This window comes from Dictyobacter kobayashii (genome assembly GCF_003967555.1).
GTDB lineage: Bacteria > Chloroflexota > Ktedonobacteria > Ktedonobacterales > Ktedonobacteraceae > Dictyobacter > Dictyobacter kobayashii.
This window is the reverse complement of sequence record NZ_BIFS01000002.1, coordinates 2,630,324-2,653,721: the sequence shown is the minus strand read 5'-3', so window position 1 is coordinate 2,653,721 and position 23,398 is coordinate 2,630,324. Positions and strand designations below refer to the sequence as shown.

Annotated in this window: 14 protein-coding genes and 1 pseudogene; 8 read left to right on the top strand and 7 right to left on the bottom strand. The window is 51.9% G+C overall.

From position 1 onward, the window contains the following. Positions 1-126: 126 nt before the first annotated feature. Complete coding sequence (locus EL645_RS38090) at positions 127-1,566, bottom strand: spinster family MFS transporter (RefSeq protein ID WP_161978035.1); 1,440 nt, start codon at positions 1,564-1,566, stop codon at positions 127-129. Positions 1,567-1,814: 248 nt separating this feature from the next. Continuing rightward, on the bottom strand, positions 1,815-2,819 hold the full coding sequence (locus EL645_RS38085) for a S53 family peptidase (protein ID WP_246035767.1): 1,005 nt from the start codon (positions 2,817-2,819) through the stop codon (positions 1,815-1,817). An 857-nt stretch (positions 2,820-3,676) separates the two neighbouring features. Between EL645_RS38085 and EL645_RS38080 the strand changes: the two genes are divergently transcribed. The 3 genes from EL645_RS38080 (at position 3,677) to EL645_RS38070 (ending at position 6,382) form a co-directional block, all read left to right on the top strand. Next, positions 3,677-4,231: a hypothetical protein gene (locus EL645_RS38080; RefSeq protein ID WP_126557576.1), complete on the top strand. Its 555-nt coding sequence runs from the start codon at positions 3,677-3,679 to the stop codon at positions 4,229-4,231. 2 nt (positions 4,232-4,233) lie between these two features. Next, a complete protein-coding gene (locus EL645_RS38075; RefSeq protein ID WP_126557575.1) occupies positions 4,234-5,655 on the top strand; it encodes a flavin monoamine oxidase family protein in 1,422 nt (473 codons plus the stop codon). Between the two features lie 241 nt (positions 5,656-5,896). Continuing rightward, the gene (locus EL645_RS38070; RefSeq protein WP_126557574.1) at positions 5,897-6,382 is read left to right on the top strand and encodes a peroxiredoxin; all 486 of its coding nucleotides are present in this window, start codon (positions 5,897-5,899) and stop codon (positions 6,380-6,382) included. A gap of 115 nt (positions 6,383-6,497) precedes the next feature. Here EL645_RS38070 and EL645_RS38060 read toward each other — a convergent pair. From EL645_RS38060 to EL645_RS38050, 3 genes and pseudogenes are all read right to left on the bottom strand, one after another. Beyond that, a pseudogene (locus tag EL645_RS38060) lies at positions 6,498-13,105 on the bottom strand (SDR family NAD(P)-dependent oxidoreductase). Positions 13,106-13,536: 431 nt separating this feature from the next. Beyond that, complete coding sequence (locus tag EL645_RS38055) at positions 13,537-14,517, bottom strand: hypothetical protein (RefSeq protein WP_161978033.1); 981 nt, start codon at positions 14,515-14,517, stop codon at positions 13,537-13,539. Then, a complete protein-coding gene (locus EL645_RS38050; protein ID WP_126557570.1) occupies positions 14,448-16,067 on the bottom strand; it encodes an alpha-L-rhamnosidase N-terminal domain-containing protein in 1,620 nt (539 codons plus the stop codon). The genes EL645_RS38055 and EL645_RS38050 overlap by 70 nt, the downstream gene beginning before the upstream one ends. A 259-nt stretch (positions 16,068-16,326) precedes the next feature. Here EL645_RS38050 and EL645_RS38045 point away from each other — a divergent pair, with 259 nt between their 5' ends. The 3 genes from EL645_RS38045 to EL645_RS38035 all read left to right on the top strand — a co-directional run bounded on the left by EL645_RS38045 (position 16,327) and on the right by EL645_RS38035 (position 17,932). Next, entirely contained in the window at positions 16,327-17,124 is a 798-nt protein-coding gene (locus tag EL645_RS38045; protein ID WP_126557569.1) for a zinc ribbon domain-containing protein, read from the top strand. Continuing rightward, complete coding sequence (locus EL645_RS38040) at positions 17,121-17,519, top strand: GntR family transcriptional regulator (protein WP_161978032.1); 399 nt, start codon at positions 17,121-17,123, stop codon at positions 17,517-17,519. The genes EL645_RS38045 and EL645_RS38040 overlap by 4 nt, the downstream gene beginning before the upstream one ends. A gap of 143 nt (positions 17,520-17,662) precedes the next feature. After that, on the top strand, positions 17,663-17,932 hold the full coding sequence (locus EL645_RS38035; RefSeq protein WP_126557567.1) for a GlsB/YeaQ/YmgE family stress response membrane protein: 270 nt from the start codon (positions 17,663-17,665) through the stop codon (positions 17,930-17,932). 356 nt (positions 17,933-18,288) lie between these two features. Here the strand turns inward: EL645_RS38035 and EL645_RS38030 are convergent, their stop codons facing one another. After that, positions 18,289-19,503: an MFS transporter gene (locus tag EL645_RS38030; protein WP_126557566.1), complete on the bottom strand. Its 1,215-nt coding sequence runs from the start codon at positions 19,501-19,503 to the stop codon at positions 18,289-18,291. 240 nt (positions 19,504-19,743) lie between these two features. Between EL645_RS38030 and EL645_RS38025 the strand changes: the two genes are divergently transcribed. Beyond that, complete coding sequence (locus EL645_RS38025; protein WP_126557565.1) at positions 19,744-20,235, top strand: helix-turn-helix transcriptional regulator; 492 nt, start codon at positions 19,744-19,746, stop codon at positions 20,233-20,235. Further along, entirely contained in the window at positions 20,232-20,801 is a 570-nt protein-coding gene (locus EL645_RS38020; protein WP_126557564.1) for a WYL domain-containing protein, read from the top strand. Before EL645_RS38025 ends, EL645_RS38020 begins: the two co-directional genes overlap by 4 nt. A gap of 106 nt (positions 20,802-20,907) precedes the next feature. Here EL645_RS38020 and EL645_RS38015 read toward each other — a convergent pair whose 3' ends face one another. Further along, on the bottom strand, positions 20,908-23,043 hold the full coding sequence (locus EL645_RS38015; protein WP_126557563.1) for an alkaline phosphatase family protein: 2,136 nt from the start codon (positions 23,041-23,043) through the stop codon (positions 20,908-20,910). Between the last annotated feature and the right edge of the window lie 355 nt (positions 23,044-23,398).

The window sequence follows — 23,398 nt, the reverse complement described above, 5'->3', positions numbered from 1 at the left end:
GTGTAGAAAATGCGCTGTGCGCATTTTCTACACTACAAAAATATTGAGCACCACAGATGTGAAGGCACATGGACAGAGCGTGCAAAGGACCTGGGAATCAAACACTAGCTAAGTGCTTCTCTTATATTATTCAGCCGCTGCTGAGGATAGTTGGGTCTGTCCAACTTTCTCGATGGCTGTGGCGGTCTCGACATCATTTTTCAGCCAGCGGGCACCTACGATGCCAACTATACCAGCAATAACCAGGGCAGGTGTGCAGGTGATCAAGATGGCATGGCCCAGTTCATTGCCAGCCATGTTGTGCAGGAAGTGCTGTCCATGGGTAGGATCAAAGTTGGTGGCGATAACGCCGATAATGGCGGGCGCAAAGGCATCTCCGAACAGGTGAGCGATCAGCACGGTGACGGCGATGGCCGAGGAGCGCAGCCAGGAAGGTACTACATCCTGGGTGGCGGCGGTGCCAGGTCCACCATAGATAGAAAATAGGATCACAGTAATAAAGAGGAAGATGGTGAAGACGGTAAAATCACGGGCCAGTACCGCGACAACAAAGATTGGCGCGCTGATCAGGAAGCTGAGCCCACAAATCAAGACACGCGCGCCTGAGAAACGGCGACCCAGGCGATCAGAAAGAAAACCTCCCGATAGATTGCCGATAATGCCTGCAATGACAATCACACCACCAGAATATATACCCGTTACCTGCTGACTCAGATGAAAGGTATCTACCTGCTGTAGATACAATGGGAGGTAGGTGACATTGACGCTGAGCACAAAGAAGGCGAAGATCTGAACCACGGTCAGGACCAGCAGGGTCTTGATATGTAGGAGTTGCCAGCACTGCTTAAAGATCGATTCCTTCACGACAGTCATCTGAGCAGGTAGCGCAGGCTGCTCTTTTTCGATAGATGGGAGCCGTCCTTCTTCTTCAAGCATGGCCTCTTCATCGGCCTGATTGCGGCGCGGCTCACGCACGCGCCAGACCAAAAAGGCCATCAGGAGTCCAGGCAGAGATGCCACCAGGAAAGCCTGGCGCCATAAGCCCAGACCACCAAGCACCCCCCCAATAGCAAAGCCAAGAAATATACCAATGTATTGTGCGACTCCCCAGATGCTCATGACGCGTGCACGCTGATCACGGCGATAGAAATCACTCAACAAGGCGGTGCCGGAGGGATAATATCCCGCCTCGCCTACACCCAACACCATACGGGACAAAAAGAGCATCAGAAAACTTGAGACCAGTGAGGTCCAGGCCGTTGCGACGCTCCAGATCGCCACGCAGAAGGCTGCGACATTCTTACGTGGCGCTCGATCGGCCCATAAACCCAATGGGATTGTCCCAATGGTGTAGACAACAAAAAAGGCCGAGGCAATATAGCCGACCTGGTCCAGGGATAGGCCTAAATCTTTCGCGATAGCATTTGAGGCACCGGTGAAAATATTGCGATCCAGATAGTTCAATAAGTTGATAGTGAAGAAAATAGAAAATACATAGCGTGGATAACGAGAGCGGGCACCTGCTGGCGCTGCAGATACTTTTTGGGAAGACGCGATTTCTTTCATGTCTACCTCCCAGTAGGAATATCGCACGTTGATATGTAAAAAAAGTATGGTTACCCCTACCATATCATACTCATAGATAGATTGTACATACGCAAATTATGTTCTACGGCACTATATTACATTCAACTTTAAGTAGAAGCATTTTTACAGGCAAATTTATAAGTATAAAATAAGAGGCACCTTCGTCAATGAAGATGCCTCTTACCCCTGAGGAGATTAGTCGAATGGGTATGCGCTTCGGCTAAGGGCTAGGGCTGGGAAAGTGCGGCAGCCTGGGCCGGTGTGAGGGCGTTGACGTTCGCTACGAAGTTTTTGGGGGTTCCCAGACCTGTGACGTAGTCATAACCAGGGTGTGCCGTACAGTAGAAACCACATTTGCCGTTGGTGCCAGAGGTGATGTCGTTGAATGAGTCTGGCTGGCTCTTTGCCAGGCCGTACAACAATTCATTTGTGATTGGTTTGTTGACCAGGGCAGCGATACCAGTCCAGATTGGTGCTGACACGCTGGTGCCGGTCTCACCCTGCCATTTGCCCAGTTCATAGATAGCAACCGGGGTGCCTCCGACTGCAGCGACGTCTGGATTACCACGCAAGCCGTTTGCTCGGGGAATACCATATTTGGTCTGATAGGCAGGCTCAGCATACAGGTTGGTGAGTCCACCACCTGAACCGCTCCATGCGGTCTCGGTGGTACCATTGACAACCGTTCCACCGACCGCGATAACGCCAGGGTAAATCGATGGCGGGGTAATCTGGCCATAACCATCATCGCCAGAAGCACCAAACAGAGCCACATGGTTGGGGTTATCATTGTACAAAGCTTCAAACTGTTTGCCATTGCCATCAAAGCCATAGCTCATATTGATCGCTTTAAGTCCAGGTGTTTTGATAATATCAGCCGGTCCCTTAGCAATAGAGGTATTATCGCTATTCATAATGTAGAGCAAAATCTTTGCCTGTGGAGCGACCGCGTGCATAAGCTGTACGTCCAGCAAGCCCTCTGCAGGATCGCTACCATTAGGAATATGTTTACCACCCTGGTTCTGAATGGTCAGACAACCACTGGCTACGGTGCACTCGGGCAGACCAAAGTGCCGGCTATAGGCGTTGAGATCTGATTCCATAGTTGGAATGGCGCCATCAATTACTTCGGCAATCAGTTGTCCTTTGCCACCGTTGAGGCCGGGCAAATTATACATTTTCCAGAGATCCTGGGGGGTCAGGCCCGAGGGAGAAGAAGCTGCGCTTTTCATATGCTTCAAGGCAGCCAGATCCATAGTGGTATGCGTGCGTGGGCCTCGAGTGTTCGGTCCCTTTGGAAAATGAAGATCGCTACTGTTGGTTAAGCGAAGGAATGTTGCGGGTACAAGCAGAACGAGTAGCAGCAACATAAAAAATAAAATATGGGTGGTTTTTCTTCTTGTCATTGTTCCTACCATAGACATGTGTTGATTAAGAGTTGGAAAACGGAGCGTTACAGCTACATCGTTTCCAGCTAAAGGCTTTCCATACGTAAGTACAACCTAATAACATCTTGTCCGTACTGATTCATCCCCATCTATATGGCTGACAGCAATCCTGGGTCGTGCATGAGTATGAGGAACTAAACCATCCTGCAAAATATATCCACGTCGTGATATCTTGCATCTACGATAAGCTTGTCTGATGACTCCCAGCAGTCCTTGTTGGTATCAAAAGAACCTCTGCTTGCTTACTGTTGGGACTAGCATAACATGAATCACATCGATACATAGAGATACACAATGAAACATAGCCCTAATGGGCTAAACCTGGGGAGAAAAAGCCAGTAGTCAGGCCTGTAGTGCCACTTTATGCCGCAAACGATTGTTTTCTATAATATTCTCTATAGTAGAGGCGGGCTATACTCAATCCCTGCAACGGTTAGAGGTCCTGCTGTGCTCTGCGGTGGTCTCATCCTATGTTTGTGCTATACTGGGGTGTGGGCACCACAAGCCGCTTCGTCAGCACCTGCTGCCACCTGGTACACCCTATATTTAAATTCAATCAATCTCAGCTTGCCTTATGCGTATGCGTAAGGGGCGTATGCATAATCAATTTATTGTTTACATGTCCATTGAAAGGAAGATCTATGATGCAAGGGGCTGTGGCATCACCGCTTACTGCCTGGGGAAACTTTTACGTCATCGTCGGCACTGCCGCGGCGACGCTGACCGGTTTGATGTTTGTAGTGCTTACCTTGATCGCGGGAGTTCGGTCACCAAGATCGAGTGGGTCAATTGCGGCCTTCGGCACGCCAAATGTGGTGCATTTTTGCGCCGCACTCCTTGTCGCGGCTACTCTCAATGCGCCCTGGCAAGCACTATGGAATGCCAGCCTTGTACTCGGCCTCTGCGGTCTGGGTGGGGTTGTGTACGTTGCCATCATTGTAAGGCGGGCACGCTATCAGACAAGCTATGAACTGGTAATAGAAGATTGGGTGTGGCATGTGATCATTCCGTTCGCTTCCTACACCGCACTGATGACGGCGGCGCTACTGTTTCCTGTCAATCCAACGCCAACCCTGTTCTGTATTGGTGCAGTTACGCTTCTACTCGTGTTCATAGGTATCCATAATGCATGGGATACACTTACCTATGTTGCTACCGAGCTCTATAAACCGGAACCATCGAGCCAGGAGAAATAATTATGCCTCAGATTGCTATTGTCGGAGCAGGAATCGCGGGCCTCAATGCCGCTCTCACCCTGCAAGATGCCGGTCTCTCGTGCGCTATCTATGAAGCCTCTAACCGCATCGGTGGCCGTATGCACTCTGATGCAACAACCTGGGACGATGGCATGGTCAGCGAGCTATGTGGTGAATTCATCGACGCTAACCATGATACGATCCATCAGTTGATCAAGCGTTTCGACCTCCAAACGGTCGAGTTGGGACAGGGAAGAACAGCTCAAGCACAAAGCATCATGTATTTCGCCAACCGCTATTGCAGCTCGAAAGAACTGGATAGGGGATTCCAGGCGCTCGCGCCTCACCTGGAGCAACAGGTACAGGAGGCCGGTTTCCCCACGACCCATGCGCACTTTACAGAGACCGGGTTCAGGCTCGACCATCTAAGTGTGTATGATTGGATTGAGCAGTATGCCGAGGGTGGACACAATACACCGGTGGGCAAACTACTGGATAATGCCTGTACCGGCTTCTATGGTCTGGATTCGAACGAGCAGAGCTCACTTAACCTGGTCTACATGTTTGGCACACTGGACCAGGAACAGGATTCGATCACACCCAGACCCATGCAGGGCAGCAGCAAAATAGTGGGCGGGAACGAGCAGTTGCCGCAGGCTATCGCCCGCCATTTGCCGAAAGCATCTATCCACTTGCAGCATCAACTGGTAGCGCTAGAGCGTAAGAGTGATGGGTCGCTCATCTTAACGTTTGCCACCACCGAGGGCAGCATAGAAGTACATTGCGACCATGCCATCCTCACGCTACCGTTCAGCACTTTACGCCACATCGATTACCAGCGAGCTGGCTTTGATCCACTGAAACAAACCGCCATCCAGGAGCTAGGCTACGGCACCATCTCCAAGCTCTTCCTGCAATTCGACCAGCCTTACTGGTACGCGGATGGCCCATGGCCCCATCCTAACAGCGGCTTTATCATCACGGACCTGGATATTCAAACGCTCTGGGATACCTCCATCGGCCAGGGCGGCTCACATGGCTTGCTCGTCGACTATACCAGCGGGCACAGAGGAGCCGCGTACACACCACAGGCTCCCTATTCCACTACCGCTGATGCCGCCACCATCCAGCACTATGCCCAGAACTGCCTGCGGCAATTGGAGCCTATCTTCCCGGGCATCAGTTCCCACTATACCGGCAAGGCAGCACTGAGCTACCCCACGGGCAACCCCTATCTGCTGGGCAGCTACTCCTGCTGGCGCGTCGGCCAGTATACTCGCTTCGGCGGCTACGAAGGTACACGCCAGGGACCCATTCACTTCGCTGGCGAGCACTGCTCAACCGATTTCCAGGGCTACATGGAAGGCGCGGCCCGCGAAGGTGCACGGGCCGCACATGAGATTCTACAAGATATCAATCCATAAGCTGAGAGATATCCATTATATGAAGCCCATGGCCAGAATTGTGGCTGCAAACCCTGCAACGGAATAAGCGACCCCTTGCTAAGTGTTCTTCTGTGTGGGATGCATTGCTGCGCAAGTCATGCTAGATGCGCCAGGGTACAACAAATATTGCGCAGCTATTGCAAGGCGGCATTCCCAGTACACCAGAGTGAAATTGAATCTAAGCACATACACCAGCCAAAAAGTTCAAGGAGAAAATGCTATGAGTACTCATACACCTGAAGGAAAAGTTAAAGTTGGTGATATCGCCCCGGATTTCTCATTGCCAACCCAGGACGGTAAAGTTGTCAGCTTGAAAGACTTCCGTGGTCAAAAAGCTGTAGTCTTGTATTTCTATCCTAAAGATGATACCCCGGGATGCACAACGCAGGCCTGCACCTTCCGCGATAGCTATGAGGATTTCAAAGAGGCGGGCGCTGAGGTGATCGGCATCAGTTCAGATTCAGCAGAAGATCACCAGAAGTTTGCTTCGAAATACCATCTGCCATTTATACTGGTCAGCGATAGCGAGCGCAAGGTCCGCGACCTCTATGGGGTGCAGGACGAATCCACTAAATTCGGCATCCTGCCAGGCCGCGTAACCTTTGTGATTGACCAGCAGGGCGTGGTGCGCCATGTCTTCTCGTCCCTATTCTCGCCCGAGCAGCATATTACGGAAGCGATCACAACCTTACGCAGTGCTCAATAAAACATAGACCGACAGATCTAACAAATAAGGACTTGTCCGGCTGTACCTATATAATACACAGGTACAGCCGGACAAGCCTTTTTCAATGACCACGCTACCAGCACAAGCCAATCTGCTAGCGCGTCAGGGCGTCTGACATGCTAACTTCTTCGGCAGGCGCTAACTGCTCAACGGGCGCCGCCTTAGCGGCCAGTTCTGCCAGTAAGAAATTGGTTAGTTCTCGAATAGAGGTCCCTTGCAACAATAGCACTACGGGGACAGTGATCTCGGTGTCGACCTCGATCTGATTTTTTAACTCGACCGCCATCAGTGAGTCAATGCCCAGGGTATGTAGCGGTCGCTGAAGGTCGAGTTTGGCGATGGGAATGCGCAAGATGCGCGCGATATGCTCACGCAGATAGCTCTGCACGAGTTGCTCACGTTCATCTGCTCTCTGCAGCTGAAGCACACTGGTTATCAGCTTCTTCTGGACATGGGCGCTATTAGTTGCCTCAGTACTATCTTGCCTGTTCGCCAGCAGATGGGCAAACATAGAAGAATTACTAATGGATGGATAGAACTGCTGCCATTGCACGGCATCAAAAGGCATGGCGCCAACCTGGGCTTTGTCGTTCCACAGCAATAGTTCGAGAGCGGCCAACCCTTGCTGCGGAGCGATATTTTTAATGCCGCGCTGCGCCAGGCGTGCGCCACGATTGGCCTGGGCGGCCGCCAGTCCTACCTCGGACCACGCACCCCAGTTGATGCTCAGGGCCGCCTGACCTCGCGCCTTGCGATGATGGGCCAGAGCATCCAGGAAGGCATTGGCCGCCGAGTAATTTCCCTGGCCCGGCAAACCGATCAGCGATGCGGTCGAGGAGAAGAGCACAAAAAAGTCTAGTGGCATATCAGCCGTGAGGCTATGGAGATTCCAGGCCCCAGAATCTTCGGCGCCATGACCTGCTGTAAACGCTCTACGCTTGTCTGTAGTAAGATACTATCCTTTAAGATCGCGGCAGCATGGAGAATACCACGCAGGGGTGGCATGGTTGCTTTGATCTGGGTCAGTACATTGGCTACTTGCTGCCTGCTGGTAATATCGGCCTGGGCCGCCACAACCTCAACGTCTTGCTTCTTCAGTTCATTCAGGATACTTCTGGCGCCTTCTGAAGGCGCACTTCTCCCCATCAGCACGACATGTCTGGCTCCCTGCCTGGCCATCCATTGCACAATGGTAAGGCCCAGACCTCCCAGGCCGCCGGTGATCAGATAGGTGCTATCGGCGGTGAAGAGGCTTTGTTCAGCTACTGTGGAGACTGACTTTTCTGTGTCAGCAGTTTCAAATGAGAGCGCTACTTTGCCGATCTGCCTGGCCTGGGCCAGCCAGCGGAAAGCGGCAACAGTCTCAGTCAAAGGAAAGGTTCTGGTCGGCAAGGGCGTAAAGCGCCGCTCTTCAAACTGCTGCATGATCTCTCGTAGCATCGGCATCATCAGTTGGGGCCGCTCACGCAACAATAGCGAGATATCGATGCCCGCAAAGGAGAGATTCTTCTCAAATGGTGCCAGATTCAAGCGGCTATTGCGCTGAATGTCTTTTTTACCCAGTTCCAGGAAGCGTCCATGGTTAGCCAGTAACTCAAAACTCCTGGTCAGCGCCTCGCCAGCCAGCGAGTTCAATACTACATCTACCCCCTGACCGGCGGTGAGCTCCATAATCTCATCCGCAAAGCTCAGGGAACGCGAATCCATGACATGCTGAATACCCAGTGAGCGTAAATATTCACGCTTCTCCGGACTGCTGGCGGTGGCAAAGATTTCGGCTCCGGCCTGCCGCGCGATCTGGACCGCGGCCAATCCAACACCACCACTGGCGGCATGGATCAGGACGCGCTCCCCTTTCATCAGCCGACCAACGTAACTAAGGGCATAGTACGCAGTTAAGAACACAATTGAGCTGGTCGCGGCCTCTTCAAAGCTGAGGAGTCCAGGTTTGGGAATAACAAAGGCAGCAGGCTTGACGACAAACCGACTGAAGCAGGCTGGCGCGCTGACAGCTATCACTTCGTCCCCAACATGCAGCCCTTCCACACCCTCACCCAGGGCGGTAATACGCCCGGCACACTCATGGCCAAAATGGACCGCTCCCTGCTGGTAATCGAGCATACCGAGGGCGAACAACACATCCTTAAAGTTTAAGCCAGCGGCACTGACCTGTATCTCAACCTCTCCAGGACCCGGCTTTGAGCGCATCGTAGGAGCCAGGCACAGGTTATCCAGGCTACCAGGAGCCGGGATATCAATACGCCAGGCTTGCCCGCTGGCCAGCAAGCGATCACTATCCTCAAAAGAGTATGCGGTAGAGGGGACAGCACTTAATGTGGCTGGATCAACCTTATTCAGCCGTGCCACGTAGCGCTGCTTGCCGCGCAGGGCAATCTGGTCCTCGGCATCATCATTATAGATGCACTGAAATAAAGCCTGCACCTCGCTTGGCCGTATCTCCATACCCAGATCCACCCGCGCACAGCGCAGCTCTGGATGCTCATAAACAATGGTTCTGCCCAATCCCCATAATGGTGATTGCGCCACAGAGAGCGCCTGGTTATCCTGTCCAATCGCCTGCGCACCATTGGTAATCAACCACAGTCGCGGCACCTGCTGCCAGCTGATCTGCTCCAGCGCCTGTAGCAGGTGCAGGGTACTGGCGCAGCCAAGCAATTCGGCCGCTTCCAATGCTGCCAGGTCTAAATGCTCCGAGGAGCTGGCCTCCAGGCTCCAGAAGTGCAGGATACCATGGCAGGGCGGCAGGCTAGTTCCAGATACGGCCTGCAAAAATTGCTGGAACTCTGCTGGCCGCTCAGGATTGAGCTGATAGTGGGCCAGGGGAATCAATTCCTGATAGGTCTCACCAGGATAGACAAAAATGACGTTATCGCCAGACACGTGGAGAAATTCGGCCACCTGTTGCGCGACCCCGAGTCGATCAGCAAAGATCAGCCAGCAACCCTTCTCACGCTCCCTGGCAGGAGTTGCTATACTCGCCTGATCGCCATATCCCTCCTCATTTTCCCATTGAATCTCATACAGCCAATCGGTAATTTCTTCGGCCCGGGTTGCTGCCCGTACGTCGGCTCCCAGACGCTGCAGGCGCACGCCACGCGCCGCCAGTACCCGCTGCCCCTCCTGATTAAAAATTTCCCAGCTGAGCTCAAACTGGTCAGGCCGTTCTGCCTGCTCCAGCAGTACACAGGCACGGCTCCATACCCCGCTATGTACCGGCTGATAGAGCTGCAGGTGTTCAATATGGATCGGCACAATCGGGCCAGCGGTCCCATCCTCGGCGAAATTATCTTGAGGCAGGGCCGCTAACACGGCCTGCAGGCAGGCATCGAACAGGGCTGGATGAAATTGGTATTCATCAATATTTGGCGCGATAGCAGCAGTAACCAGAACCTGGCAGAGTGCTTCGCCGTCTCTCTGCCATATGTGCTCAACGCCACGGAAGGCACTCCCATACTGGAGCCCAATCGCATCCATACTTTGATAGTGCAGCTCTCCTGTGATGCACCGGGAATATTGCTTTTGCAGCTGCTCCAGATGCAGCGTTGATTCTTCCGCCAGTTGCGGTGCTTCCTGGCGGAGGAGCAAGCGTCCCTGCGCATGCAGTTCCCATTGACTCTGTGCCGCTCCCAGCTCGCCCTGCAGGCTAAACAGCTGGAAGGAGGCGCTACCAGGCATTTCCGGTGCAATAATTAGCTGCATATGTTGCGCCGTATTTTCCGGCAGGAAGAGCGCCTTTTTGAACACAACATGCTCTAATGGATAGCTACCTGGTCCGAAGACCTCTCTGGCCGCTGCCAGGGCCAATTCGAGATAGGCGGTCGCGGGCAGGATGCTATTGCCCTGGATACGGTGGTCACGCAGATAGGGAAAGCTCGCGCAGTCTAAATCGAATTCCCAGCTGTACTCACCGGGACGCGCCGCCGACGACATCCATGGCCCCAGCATAGGATGGCCGCTGGCACTGCTCGGGCGCGCCTGCGCCCGTTCGCCTTTTGTAGCATGAACCTCCTGCTCTGTTAACCAGAAACGTTCACGCTGCCAGGGATAATGCGGCAGTGAAACACATTGGCCGGCCTCCACATAAAATTGATGCCAGTCAATATGAACACCATGGGTGTAGAGATGACCAAGCGTTTCTAGCAGTAGTGCTCGTTCGGGCATGGCGCGCCTCAGGGAGGGCAACGCAATACCTGCATGCTGTTCCGCTTGTAGCGCCTCCCTCACCGACCCCATCAGGATAGGATGTGGACTTACTTCCAGGAAGATGCTATAGCCATCCTCCAGCAAACGTTGGATGGTGGGATAAAACAAGACTGGCTGGCGGATATTCTGGGCCCAATAGCTGGCATCCAGTTGGAAATCCGACGCCAGCGGACTGGCCAATACAGTAGAATAGAAAGCAAGCGAGGCCTGGCGCGGCTGCAGATTCAACAGAGATTGTTGCAGTTCTGGGAGCAAGGCATCCATCTGCGCGCTGTGTGAGGCCACGTCCACCCGGATCAGGCTGCAATAGATCTTCTGTTTTTGCAGCGTCTGCATCAACATTTCAATGGTGGCGACATCCCCTGCCAGCACGGTCGTATGCGGACCATTGCTCGTAGCAATTGAGACCTCATCACCATAGCCCACGAGCAGCTTCTGGGCTTCTGGCAATGACAGCTCTGCCACCATCATGCAGCCCTTACCGGCGACATGCCTTAACAGTAAGCTACGCTGGCAAATGACCTGCAACGCATCTTGCATGCTCAGGGCACCGGCCACAACGGCTGCCGCCAGTTCACCCATACTATGTCCCACCACAGCATCGGGTTGAACGCCCCAGGATTTCCACAAGGCGGCCAGGGCCAGTTCAAGCGCAAACAAGGTGGGTTGCACAATATCAATGCGGTTAAGCAAGGCGCTATCATCGACACTGGTCAATATTTCAAGCAGCGACCAGTCGACATATGGGCGCATCAGAGCCTCACATTGCTCCACTGTGCTGCGGAAAACAGGTTCCTGCTGCAGCAGTTCGCGGCCCATCCCCAGCCATTGTGACCCCTGGCCGGGAAACACAAAGACCACTCTGGGTGTCTGGGATGAGACCGTACCTGTTACGACTCCCTGCCTTTCTTCACCCTGCACGAATGCTTCCAGCTGTTCTTGCAACTCTTGCTTGCTATGCGCGACCACAGCCAGACGCTGATTATGCTGGCTGCGCCGACAATTGGCGGTATAACAAATATCGGTGAGGCTCGGCGCTGTAGCATCAACCAGCTCGCCAAATTTCTCCTGGTATGCACGTGCCAGACTTCCCAATGCCTCGGGCGTCTGCGCAGAGATGGTCAAGAGATGCGCCAGTTCACTTTGCCCTTCATGCTCTTGCATCATAGCTGGATGCATACCGGCAGGAACCTGTTCCAACACCATATGGGCATTGGTGGCGGAAATGCCAAAGCTGCTGACTCCCGCGATAGCGGGTCGGCCATCTTTGCGCCAATAGGAGATTTCCTGCGGTACCTGTAAATTTAATTCCTTCAACGGCAATTGGGGATGCGGCTGCTGCAGATGCAGATTGGGAGGAATAATCCCATGCTTCAAGGAAAGTGCGACCTTGAGCAGACCTGCCATGCCAGCCGCTCCCTCGCTATGCCCGATATTCGTTTTGACCGAGCCGATCAAACAGGGCTGCTCGCTGGAACGCCCAACTCCACATACCTTACCAATAGCTGTAACCTCAACCCTATCACCCACAATTGTACCTGTGCCATGCGTCTCAACATACTGTACCTGCTCTGGAGCAATACCTGCATCCAGATAGGCTTTGCGCAAGACATCTTCCTGCGACTTCAGCCCAGGCGTCACCAGAAGGCCACTGGTACGTCCATCATTATTTACCGCACTGCCTCGAATAGTACAATAAATAGGATCTCGATCAGCCAGGGCCTGCGAGAGTGGCTTGAGGACAACTGTACCAACGCCTTCGCTCCGTACAAAGCCATCTGCGCGAGCGTCAAAGGTCTTACAGCGTCCATCGGGCGCGAGCAGGCCCATCTTAGAAAAACCCAGTCCCTGTTCTGGCTCTAAAATCAGGTTTGTCCCTCCCGCCAGGGCCAGAGTGCTTTCGCCACTCCAGATACTCTGACAGGCCAGGTGTACAGCTACCAATGAGGAAGAACAGGCTGTGTCAACGGTCATACTTGGCCCTTGCAGATCCAGAATATATGAAAGTCGACCTGAAGCAACTCCCCGTGAGCAGCCGGTCATCATATATAGATCAATACTCTCTTTGTTCTGAAAGGCTAAATCCTCATAATCATTAGTTGACATACCTACAAATACGCCTGTCGTAGAACCAACCAGCTTCTCAGCTGGAATACCCGCATCTTCGAGCGCCTCCCAGGCCACCTCCAACAACAAACGCTGTTGCGGATCCATCCGCGCTGCTTCACGTGGCGATATACCAAAGAAATAAGGATCAAACTGGTCAATGTCTTCTAGAAAGCCACCCCACCGCGTAATCAACTTGCCTGCCGACCCAGGAGTAGGATCATACACAGCATCAACGTCAAAACGCTCGGCTGGTATCTCCTTGATTGCATCTGTCCCATCCATCAAAAGCTGCCAGAATGCACTCAAGTTCTTTGCTCCTGGAAAACGACATCCCATACCGACAATAGCAATAGGCTCTTTTACTGACATGGACGCTGTCTCCTTAAAAGCATAAACAATAATTCTTCAAACGAAAAATATCCTGTGTAATTTGTTACACCTGAAACAACACAATGCATCCTGTTACCAATTATAACTACATGGTTAAATAATTACCATACCCTTAACAATGCAATATTTAAATTCATTGCATTTCATAGCGAAAATGCGCAGAAATGTACCTCCTATTGCGATATTCTCATTCACAAACATCAAGTATTGCAATAGCAATGCTACAGGTATGTTAGGCCTCTGTAGAGCATATCTCAGATGAGGTTAAAACTACTGATTAGTTTCTAGAATTATTAATAATTCTTTAATAATTAATAATTTAAAATGGCTATGTGAGGTAAAAAATTAGCGGTCCACCTGCATAAGTTTAATCAGGTGGACCGCATAGGATGATATGGATGGTAGCGTACTTAATTTAAGCTATCGGGTTGCCAGAAGATGCATGCCTGGCCAGGTTCCAGTTGATGGCGTAGTTGTCCTTTCTTCTCGTTGGCTGAACCTACTGCTGTAAGTACGGCTGACTCAAAACGGGTACCCTGCGGCACTAGCAGCGTTCCCTCGCCTGCAGAGGGTGTGTGCAAGGTAATATGCTGACCGGCTCCCTGGCGCACCGCTTCCAATGTCAGTGGCCCTCCGGGAGTATGGATAGTCGCACGTAGTGCGGGCAGGTCTGCTAGCTGGGGCTGTACTTCGTAGCGTGCGAAGCCCGGCTCCGTTGGTCGTGCGCCCATGATTTCAGAGCCTAAAATGTAGAGTGGCGCCAACGGACAATGACTCCACTGGGCTGTGGTATCAGGGGCCACCTGCCAGAATTCCTGTAATGTATTATTGAGCCTGACGGAACTCATATCCGCCCAGCGTGTGCGAAAATCCTTGAGGATAATATCTGTACGCCCACTACGCCCTAGCGCCCAGTAGCGCCAGCCGGCATTAGCGGGAAAGGACAGGCCCATTGCGTCCGGACATTCCACCAATGCTTTGAGCGCGGCAGCCGTCTGGCCAGCAGGACATTGCTCAAAGAGAATAGCGGTGGCCAGTGAACGATCACAGAGGCGTGGTCCTTGTCGTTCAATGGCTTCGTCCAACCAGGGCAAATTATTGATGAAGATTTGCTGTTCCGGACTCCAGAAACGCTCGCTGGTGGCGGCCAGGAGATCCGCGCCAAGTTGCTGGACGCGTTGCTCCATGTGTTGATCACCAAAGGCATGTGCCAGGGGTGCCAAGGCGTGCTGGAACATAGCGGCGGCATAGAGATTAAATGCGCACTGCTTGTGGCGCTGTTGTAGATAAGCCTCGTGATCAATCCAGACGGCAGGGATCGTCAGCCCATCGACAGGTAGCAGGCCATTAGCATTCCGGGTGCGCAGTTGATCCAGATAGTCAGTGAGCAAGGCAAAATGACTATAGGGGGCGCGTACATCTTCGAGCTTCCCGGTGTCGAGGTAGTGGCGCCAGGTATCAAAGACAAAGCCAACGCTGTGATCCAGTATTGGCCCCCAGCCTGTGGTCTGGGTCTGGCGTTGTCCGATACGTACCAGGCGATCATAGCCCGGCCAGGAGTCCAGGAAGTAGCCATCGGGTGTCTGGCCGCTGCAATAGGTATTGAGGAAACGTCGCGGTAACTGTGTCTCACCCAGAAAGCTGCGAATGGGTAAAATTTGATGGCCACCATCACCGCTGTACTGCTGCCGCTCACGCCCATGCCGTCTACACACGTTTCCTGCGCGCTGTTATACAGCGTGTTGATGCTGGCATTGAACAAACGCTGCAAAGCTGGCTCACCACAGACGATATGTGGCTGCTGCGGCCAATCATACAACCTTCGGCGCATGCCAACCCGCGAGATGATTACGGGGCGCGTCATGTTGCGGATATGCAATTGCAGCCAGCGCAACGACTCAAAGTCAAAAGCTTCAAATACATTGATACCTTCGCGACAGATGAAGCGCGACCAGCTATAGAAATGGTTATCCATCCACGCTGTCTGCTCGGGATCATGCGCCTCCTGGTGCATAACTTCGATGATGGTACCGGCGGGCGCATCGATGGTGAAATAGGGCCAGCCTACCAGCTGCTCTTCCCATTCAAAGGTAGCATAGATGGCTGTCTGCTGCTCAGCGGGCAGGCTACCTTCCCAGCTGGCATCGTCCTGTGCCTGCACAGCCGAGGGATCGCGTGTGATAGTGAAAGAATGGGGGGTGCGCATCTCAAACCAGTCGAGTGGATCACGTTGCCAGCGCACATGTCCTGCATCGGCCAAACGCAGGGCAGGAACCTCATGCTCACGCAGCAAAGGAATCTGGCGCGAGCGCAACTCGCTGTATCTGGCTTCTGGCATGGCATCGGTCAGGTAATCCCGATAACTACCACAGGCCGCCGGCTTATCGGCTGCTGCATCGAGCACTTGCGCGGCTAACCAGCGGGCATCAGGCTGATACTCCGCTACATTCCAGTGCTCGGGCTGCAAACGGGCATCAAACTCCTCCTGCAACGCACGCAGGTACCAACGCTTATATTGCCCTGGTGTGTGGGCCCGATCCAATAAGCTCAGCCAATGTTGATCTGAAATAAGCTGCTCTTGCCGTCCATCGGCATACGTCAGATCCAAACGCAGTAGCAACCCCGGCTTACCACTCACCCAGGTGCCTTCACCATAACCATAGTACAGCACCTCGACGCCGATCACATTCTCTCCAGGTTGTAAATAAGCCTTGATATCCAACGGATCAACCTCTGGATAGCGTGGATCGGCCGGTACAGGTCCCCATTGCACCCGCTGACCATTAACTGTCAGGCGATAACGGCTATCAGCGATAATCCATCCCTGAGCGTGAACTGGCAGCTGCTCAGGCAAAGTCAATGTACGACGAAACAACACAAATGTATTAGGCAATGTACGCTCGGAGGGGAACCATATCCAACGAGCTGGTGTAAGATCCATAGTGTCATATCACCTCACTTGAGGTGATATCTCCTCTCTGCATAATTCGCATCTCGTGAACAAGCAAGCGCCTCAGCGCGATTGCCTCTATTATAAGCAGATCAGTCAATCAGGTTGATATGGAGATATACCATCCATCTGGCCTGGATAGATTGCATGCACTTATATGTATTTTTATTGGAGGTAGAAATAAGGGCGCCATATCATTATAATAGTATGTGGGTCTATAAGATGCGGCATAAATTAAGGAGAGATTTCAATGGAAGAACGCGTCTATCAAGGCAACATTGATCCAACCGGGTTGGCCGATTACCTCGTAAACACATTCCATCAAAATTATGATTATATGGGCTATAGCAGTCGTTATACGACCATGGCCCAAAAAGTAGGGCAGGATGACCATCTCCTGGTGCAGATTGCACGCGCCCGCGCCTGGAGCGGGCGTATCCGTAGTTCTCTTGGAGTAAGTATTTCACGTGTCCCCGGTGGTGTCAGTGTGAGCATTGGACAATCTAACTGGTTCGATGATCCGGCCATTGCCGGTTCGCTGATCGGTGCCATTTTCTGGCCTCCCTTGCTCCTCTTCCCGCTCATTCGAGGTGCCCGCAATTTTGGTTTCTACCAGGATGTGTGGGATGCCGTCGATACATATTGTAACCAGAGTGGGGCGACCCCGGGAAGTACAACCACGGCGCACGGCGTCTATTGCAATAACTGCGGCTCAGTCAACGATGAAGGAGTCAGTAATTGCCATACCTGCGGTGCACCGCTCCATGCCCAGCAACCAGCAGCGCAGGCCAGTCCATCCACAGTAACATGCCCCAATTGCAACGCCAATGTCAGTGATGGCAAATTCTGTAGCAATTGCGCAGCTCACCCATCCCGCACACGCTTAATCCAGACACAAATCATACAAGTGAAAAGCTCCTGTATCATGCACTTGACACAGGAGCTTTTCACTTGTATGATCTTAATAAAGCCATTGTATCAATGTGCTGATACAATGGCTTATAGAGCCATAAGGGATAAAAGTATAATGAGGAGATGTGGTCAGTGAATATTCCTTTGCTACTATTAAATGCTGAAAGCTCTGTACCACCCTATGAGCAGATTCAGTTACAGCTTCACGCGCTGATTGCCTCGGCGCAATTAGCACCCGGTACGGCGCTGCCTTCTGTGCGTCAACTGGCCAGGGATCTGGGTGTGGCTCCCAATACAATTGTGCGCGCCTATAGCGAGTTGGAGCGTGAAGGCTGGATCGTTACCATCGCTCGCCGTGGCGTCATGGTTGCTACCAATCCCCCTATTGCAGCTACCGAGGAGCGCAAGCGTAGGATAGAGCAGGCCGTGACCACGCTGCTAGAGGATGTGCGCTTGCTCAATGTGAGCGCGCAAGAACTACACACTGAACTGGATAGGCAACTAAAACAGCCCGGAAAAACCTCTTCCTGAACCTACAAAAAAATGGAACACATCTTACTTACAGGTCTCTTTTTCTGTTTATACCTAATTCTGAGTCTTCTAATAAACTTTGTCCGTGTGTAAAGTGGTTATAATTTATAGGTATCATTTCATGTTATACATGGAGGTTACACATGGAAGTCACAGCAATCCAATTGATTGTCTGGATCATTATTGCTGCCCTGGTCGGTATCCTGGGCGAATTCATTGCTGGTCGACGAGCGCCAGCCGGTATCCTGGGTGCCATCATGGTAGGTCTGTTTGCCATTTTTCTCATCGTCGGCTTTTTCCATTTTCATATCGTTGGTGAACCCAGTATAGAAGGTGTGCCGTTAATCAGTACAATCATTGCCGCAGTAATGCTGGTAGTGGTCTGGAGCAGCATCTCCTATCGTCGCCCATAACGCACTTTTATAGTATCATCCACATTTATTGCTACCAATTAAGAAGAGGATGCCGGCCTGCTGAAAATATAGCAGGCCGACATCCTCTTCTTGCTTCAAATCTAGCTACCTGGATAAAGATTGGTCCTCAAACACCTGCAGGTACAGCCAACTGAGACATTCCTCGTTCAATTGCCCTCTGCAAACTTTTATGCATTATGCCACTCGGAGTATAGAATAGTTCTCCATCTTTTTTCTCCAGTGCAAAAATAGTGAAATTGCCATTCTTCTCTTTTGTTATCTCTACCACATCTTTCCAATGAATAGCTTTTGCCTTTTTGCCGTCTATTAATAAAAGGCCTCCACTACATGCATACTTACTGAGGCATCGCGCGCAAACGGATAATTGGTGAGAAAAAGATGGGGAGCAGGGCGATAATAAAACCGCAACCCGCGATGAAGAGGCTCAAGCGTAGCCCGACGAGTACGCCAATAAAACCACTTATCAATGCTCCCAGGGCTGTCGCGCCATACGTTACCACACGCAGGCTGGCGCTGACGCGCCCCAACATATTGTGAGGCGTCAACGCCTGGCGCAGGCTGATACTGACAACGGTATAGATACCCAGCGCGATATGGACCAGGAAGAAGACTGCCAGGCATACTGCAATAACCAGCAGATGTGGAGCAATGAAGAGGGCCAGAAAAATGAAGGGCGCACTTCCCAGCGTAAACGTATAACAGATCACCCGGCCTAGATGAAAATGCTTCATTAGCACAGCGGCCAGCGCAGATCCAAGCAAACCTCCAATTGAGCCGATTGCATAGATCAGTCCCAGCAGACCAGGGCTAAAGGCCAGGTCGCGTACCGCGTAGAGCAGGAACATGGTGTCCAGAATCGCGAAAAAGAAGTTCCAGGCCGCAGCCTGCCAGGATAACGTGCGGATATAGGGATTGTGAAAGGCAAAGCTCACACCTTCGACGATCTCTTTATACCAGGGCTGGCGTTGCTCCTTCTCGGGCAGTGGCTCCTGGTTGGTGATCAAAAGTAGCGCGAGAATAGATACGAGATAAGATAAACTATCGGCCAGCAAGGCAATCGGGGCCGATAGTAACTGGATAAGGACGCCTGCAATGCCTGGCCCACCCACCTCGGCCGCCGCCGCACTGGCTGCGACTTTACTGTTGGCTTCAACCAGGTGTTCTTTCCGCACCAGCAGTGGCGCAAACGATTGCCAGCAGAGATCAAACAATACGGTGCAGATGCCAACACAGAAGGCGATTGTATAGAGCGATAAGATGTGGAGCAGGTGCATGACTGCCAGCAATGGCACCAGGCCGATCAAACAGGTTCGCAAGAGGTTAGCCAGGATCATCAGTGGTCGGCGCCGCCTTCGATCTACCCATACACCTAGAATCAGGGGTAGCGGTATATAGGGTAACCATTCAAATGTGCGTAACAGGCCCAACTGCTCAGGTGTAACTTGCAGCACCAGGATAGCGGTCAGGGGCAAAGCGATCAATGTGACCTGTGAGCCAAAAAGAGAGACGGTCTCGCCCAACCAGAACTTCAGGAAATCGCCATTCTCCATAGCTGGCTGCGCCGTTTATACCAGCGACGCTTCCGGGGTGCCGGGGAGAGCGAAACCAGGGAATCTTCCTTCAATGACATAGTTATGACATCCTTTTTTGACTGTGTTATGATAGTCTCTGCCTTGAATGATAACCAGAAATATGTGCCAGCAGGATGTCATATTTAAGCTATTTTAAGGTCCCGCTCAGCAGTATAACTGTGTGCGACCGTGTCTAAAAAGAAAGCCATATAGATCACTATGAATCGCTTTGATCGCATCCTTGGTATCTTGCTCTTCTTGCGTAGCAATTCAACCGTTACGGTGGCCGACCTGGCCAGCCACTTCGCCGTTTCGAGACGCACCATCCATCGCGACCTGGAGACATTGAGCTCGTTGGGCGTACCCTTGTATGCTGAACGTGGACGTGAAGGCGGTTTTCGGCTCCTGGAGGGATACTTCCTCCCACCATTGATGTTCACCCAAAAAGAGGCGGTCGCGCTCCTGGTGTGCCTGACACTCCATAAGAGTCTGCGTAGCTCTGTTTTCCCGCAGGAGATGCTGCTGGCGGAGAAAAAACTATTGCTTGCCTTGCCCGAGAGATTGCGAATTATGCTGGAGAAGGGTGAGCAGTTGCTGGGCTTTGAGCAATTCCCACACGATATTTTCCACGTTGAACCAGAACAGCGGTCAGCATCGACCCCACAACCACAGAGCAGGCACAGCAAGCGGCCCAACAGAGCACGACCATGAGCACTTTCTTTCAAGCCATTCTGGATGGTCGCCAGATCCGGCTGCACTACTCTTCCCCTTATCGCGAGCAGGACAAAGAGGTACAGATAGTGCCGCTCGGCCTGTTCTGGGATCGCAATTACTGGTACCTGGTGGGACAACCCATTGACAACCATCAACATGCGCCGCGCCTGTGGCGAGTGGATCGGGTGCTTGAGTTAAACGTACTTAACCTTATGCCTTCCACTACCAACGATCCCGCATTCGATGTGCGCTCATTGCTCAATCGTCAATGGCTGCGGCCCGCCATGGAAAAATGGCGCGAGCGGGCGCCTGTGAAAATTCGCCTGACGATAGAACAGGCCAGGCGGCTCCAACAGGATTGGTATTACGCGCACGCCTATTTTGAAGCCAGCACACAGAGTGATCAAGTACTGATGACTCTCGGTGAATCGGACAGCAAGGTTGTCTTCTCCTTGCTGCGCTGGCTGGGTCCGGGCGCTGAATTGTTAGAGCCTCGTAAATGGCGCGCCCAATTTCGTGCTGAACTGCAACAGATGCTCACCTGCTATGATGGAGAGGAATAGAGAAGGACCGGGCAGCAGGCGTAGTCTTCGTCGACTATACCCGCTACCCGGCCCTTCGTGTCACAGATTATTATTGTTGAGCTTTACTCAGACAGGCAACAACCAGCTATCGCAGTTGTTGCGCTTTCTTGAATAACTGCTGACCCTGTTTGAATGGATCTTGCTGCTGAACGGCGGCTCCCACATGGACATGTGCGCTATTACCAAAGGTGGCGGCATCCAGAATGTTATGAATCTGGTGGGCCAGGGTATCGCGCAGGGTTGTGATCGAGCTCAGCTCATTTTCCAGCGTGTTATAGGTCTGGTCATTGGCAGAGTTGCTTTCCAGCGCCTGGGTCGAGATGTTGACGGTCAGCAGGGCCAATTGACCAACCGGGGCATTGATCTGTTTATACAGTTGTCCCAGTCGTATATAGAAAGCTTTGTTGCTGCGTACCTGTTGTGGCAGGGCTTTGTCGGTGAAGACTTCGAACAGGGCCCGTCCATCAGAGGTGTAGTCGTCTTTCAGTCCCAGCAACGACATCAGAGTTGGGCGCAAATCTGTCTGGTCAGCCCAGACACTGTGATCGACACCCAGGTGGCGCACACCAGGTCCGACCAGGCCCAGCCAGGTGGTATTGATGTCAGGTGCGAGATCACCATGGTTCCAGGCATAACCCGACTCAACCTGGATACAGGGCTGATTACAATTGGGTGCACCCGCGTACAGGTAATAGTCAGGTTTGGCAAACATGGTCAACGTCGGGGTCCGGGTTGGATCGGCGGTCACCATGTGCAAGAAATTCATCTCAACGGGATCAGCCAGGTAGTTGGTAATCTTTTCATTCTGGCCGGTATATGGATTGGTTGCGGTCAGATTCCCCAGGGCACGCGCAAAGTTACGTGTGGTTGGGTCCTGACGGCTGGGATTGCCTTGAAGGTAAATGGTAGGTGCCGAGTCAGCATGCACGGTGAATGGTGTGGTGATGTTCTGCTGCGTAGCCAGCAGGCCAGTCAGGTTACCATTGACTTCACCAACTTGTTGATAAGTGCAAGGAACGGTCACACCATCACAATTGGCTGGCGTGGGCGGGCCACCAGCGAAATGGTCATTTTCGTCGGCGCTAAAATCGAAGATGGTGTTGCTGGCATTGATGCCGTCTTTTTGCAGGCGTGCGAAGAACTTGCCAAAGGCATCATCATATGATTTCAATGTCTTGACATAACCAGCTTCACCCGGGCCATAGGCTCCGTTGTGTGGATCATTACCATGAGGATCATGCGCATCGGAGATATATGCATAGGTGACTGGTACGTTGTGCTCTTGCATGGCGGCAACATAGGAAAGTGAGACGGCTGCGCTCATGCCATCAAAGCCTGGGAAACCAATATGCTGCTTGCTGTCCTGAATGACCTGGCCATTGAGATCCAACAAAGGACCCGATGGGCTGATCTGTGGCGCCACATATTTATGACCAAACAAGCCCTGGAAACCAGTATAACCACCAGGCTCATTGGGCAATACATCAGCCTTGCCATTGTTGGCACTTGAGCAGAGGGCATCATTCTGGGCACAATGGATGCCAATACCAACAAAGTCACTATAGGCCTGACCACTGTTGGATTTGACCTCAGCGGCCTCGGGTGAGTTGGCACCAAAGACGGTAGGGATATCGGTGTTGATATTTTCCAGTACTGTATTGGCGGTAGCAACCGAACCCACATTACAGCCAGCACGAGTATAAGAGACCCATGGAGCTGGTGTGTTGGTGTTAGGAGCGGTAATCATATTGTAAGGTGCATTGGCGGCACTGGAAACTGGCGCGGTCCAGTAGGTGAATGACGGGGTAGAACTGGTCGTGCCATCAGGATTGAAGTAGCGATAGCTATTGGCCACTGATACACCATGGTGCTGACCATACAGGCCAGTCAGACTGGTCAAAATATCATCCGCTGTGTGGGCAATCAGAGGTGTATGATAGTTTGAAAGCAGTGTACCATTATTTTTAATAAAGTTTAACAGATTCGGCATCTGTTCAAGATCGGAAGGGACATTGGGGTTATCGCGGGTAAAGTGTACATTGTCGAATTGAATGGAAATAACGTGCTTTGCGGCTCCAGTAGGCGAATTAAGCTTACAGGCTGTGTTATCAGCACCCTTATTAGCGGCTGCATTGGCAAATTCGCCGCCTCCAATAAAGAGTGTCACCAGCAACGCTGTGAGCAGAATGCCTGGGAAAAGAACTCCCCATGATCTTTTCAAAACGCAACTCCTTTTGACTAAAGTACAATTACAACAATCAGTAATAGAAAGAGATATCAGATTCAATTATTCTAAAGTGAGCTCAAACAATAATAGGTTGTTATAAGTGACTAAGCAAGTGTAACATATTTTTATGAAATAATAGCTATCTGAATGTTAAGTGATCATGAAATTAAAGATTTAAAAGATAAAGAGTGCGTGCGCATTCGCGCCCGACCTGTTCTTATTGGAGGGCGAATGTGCGCGATGCGCACATTCGCCCTCCAATAAGAACAGGTCGCAGAGACATTTCTAATAAAAACAGGATAAAAATTTACAAAAAACATATTACTTAATTGCTGTATAAGCAATATAT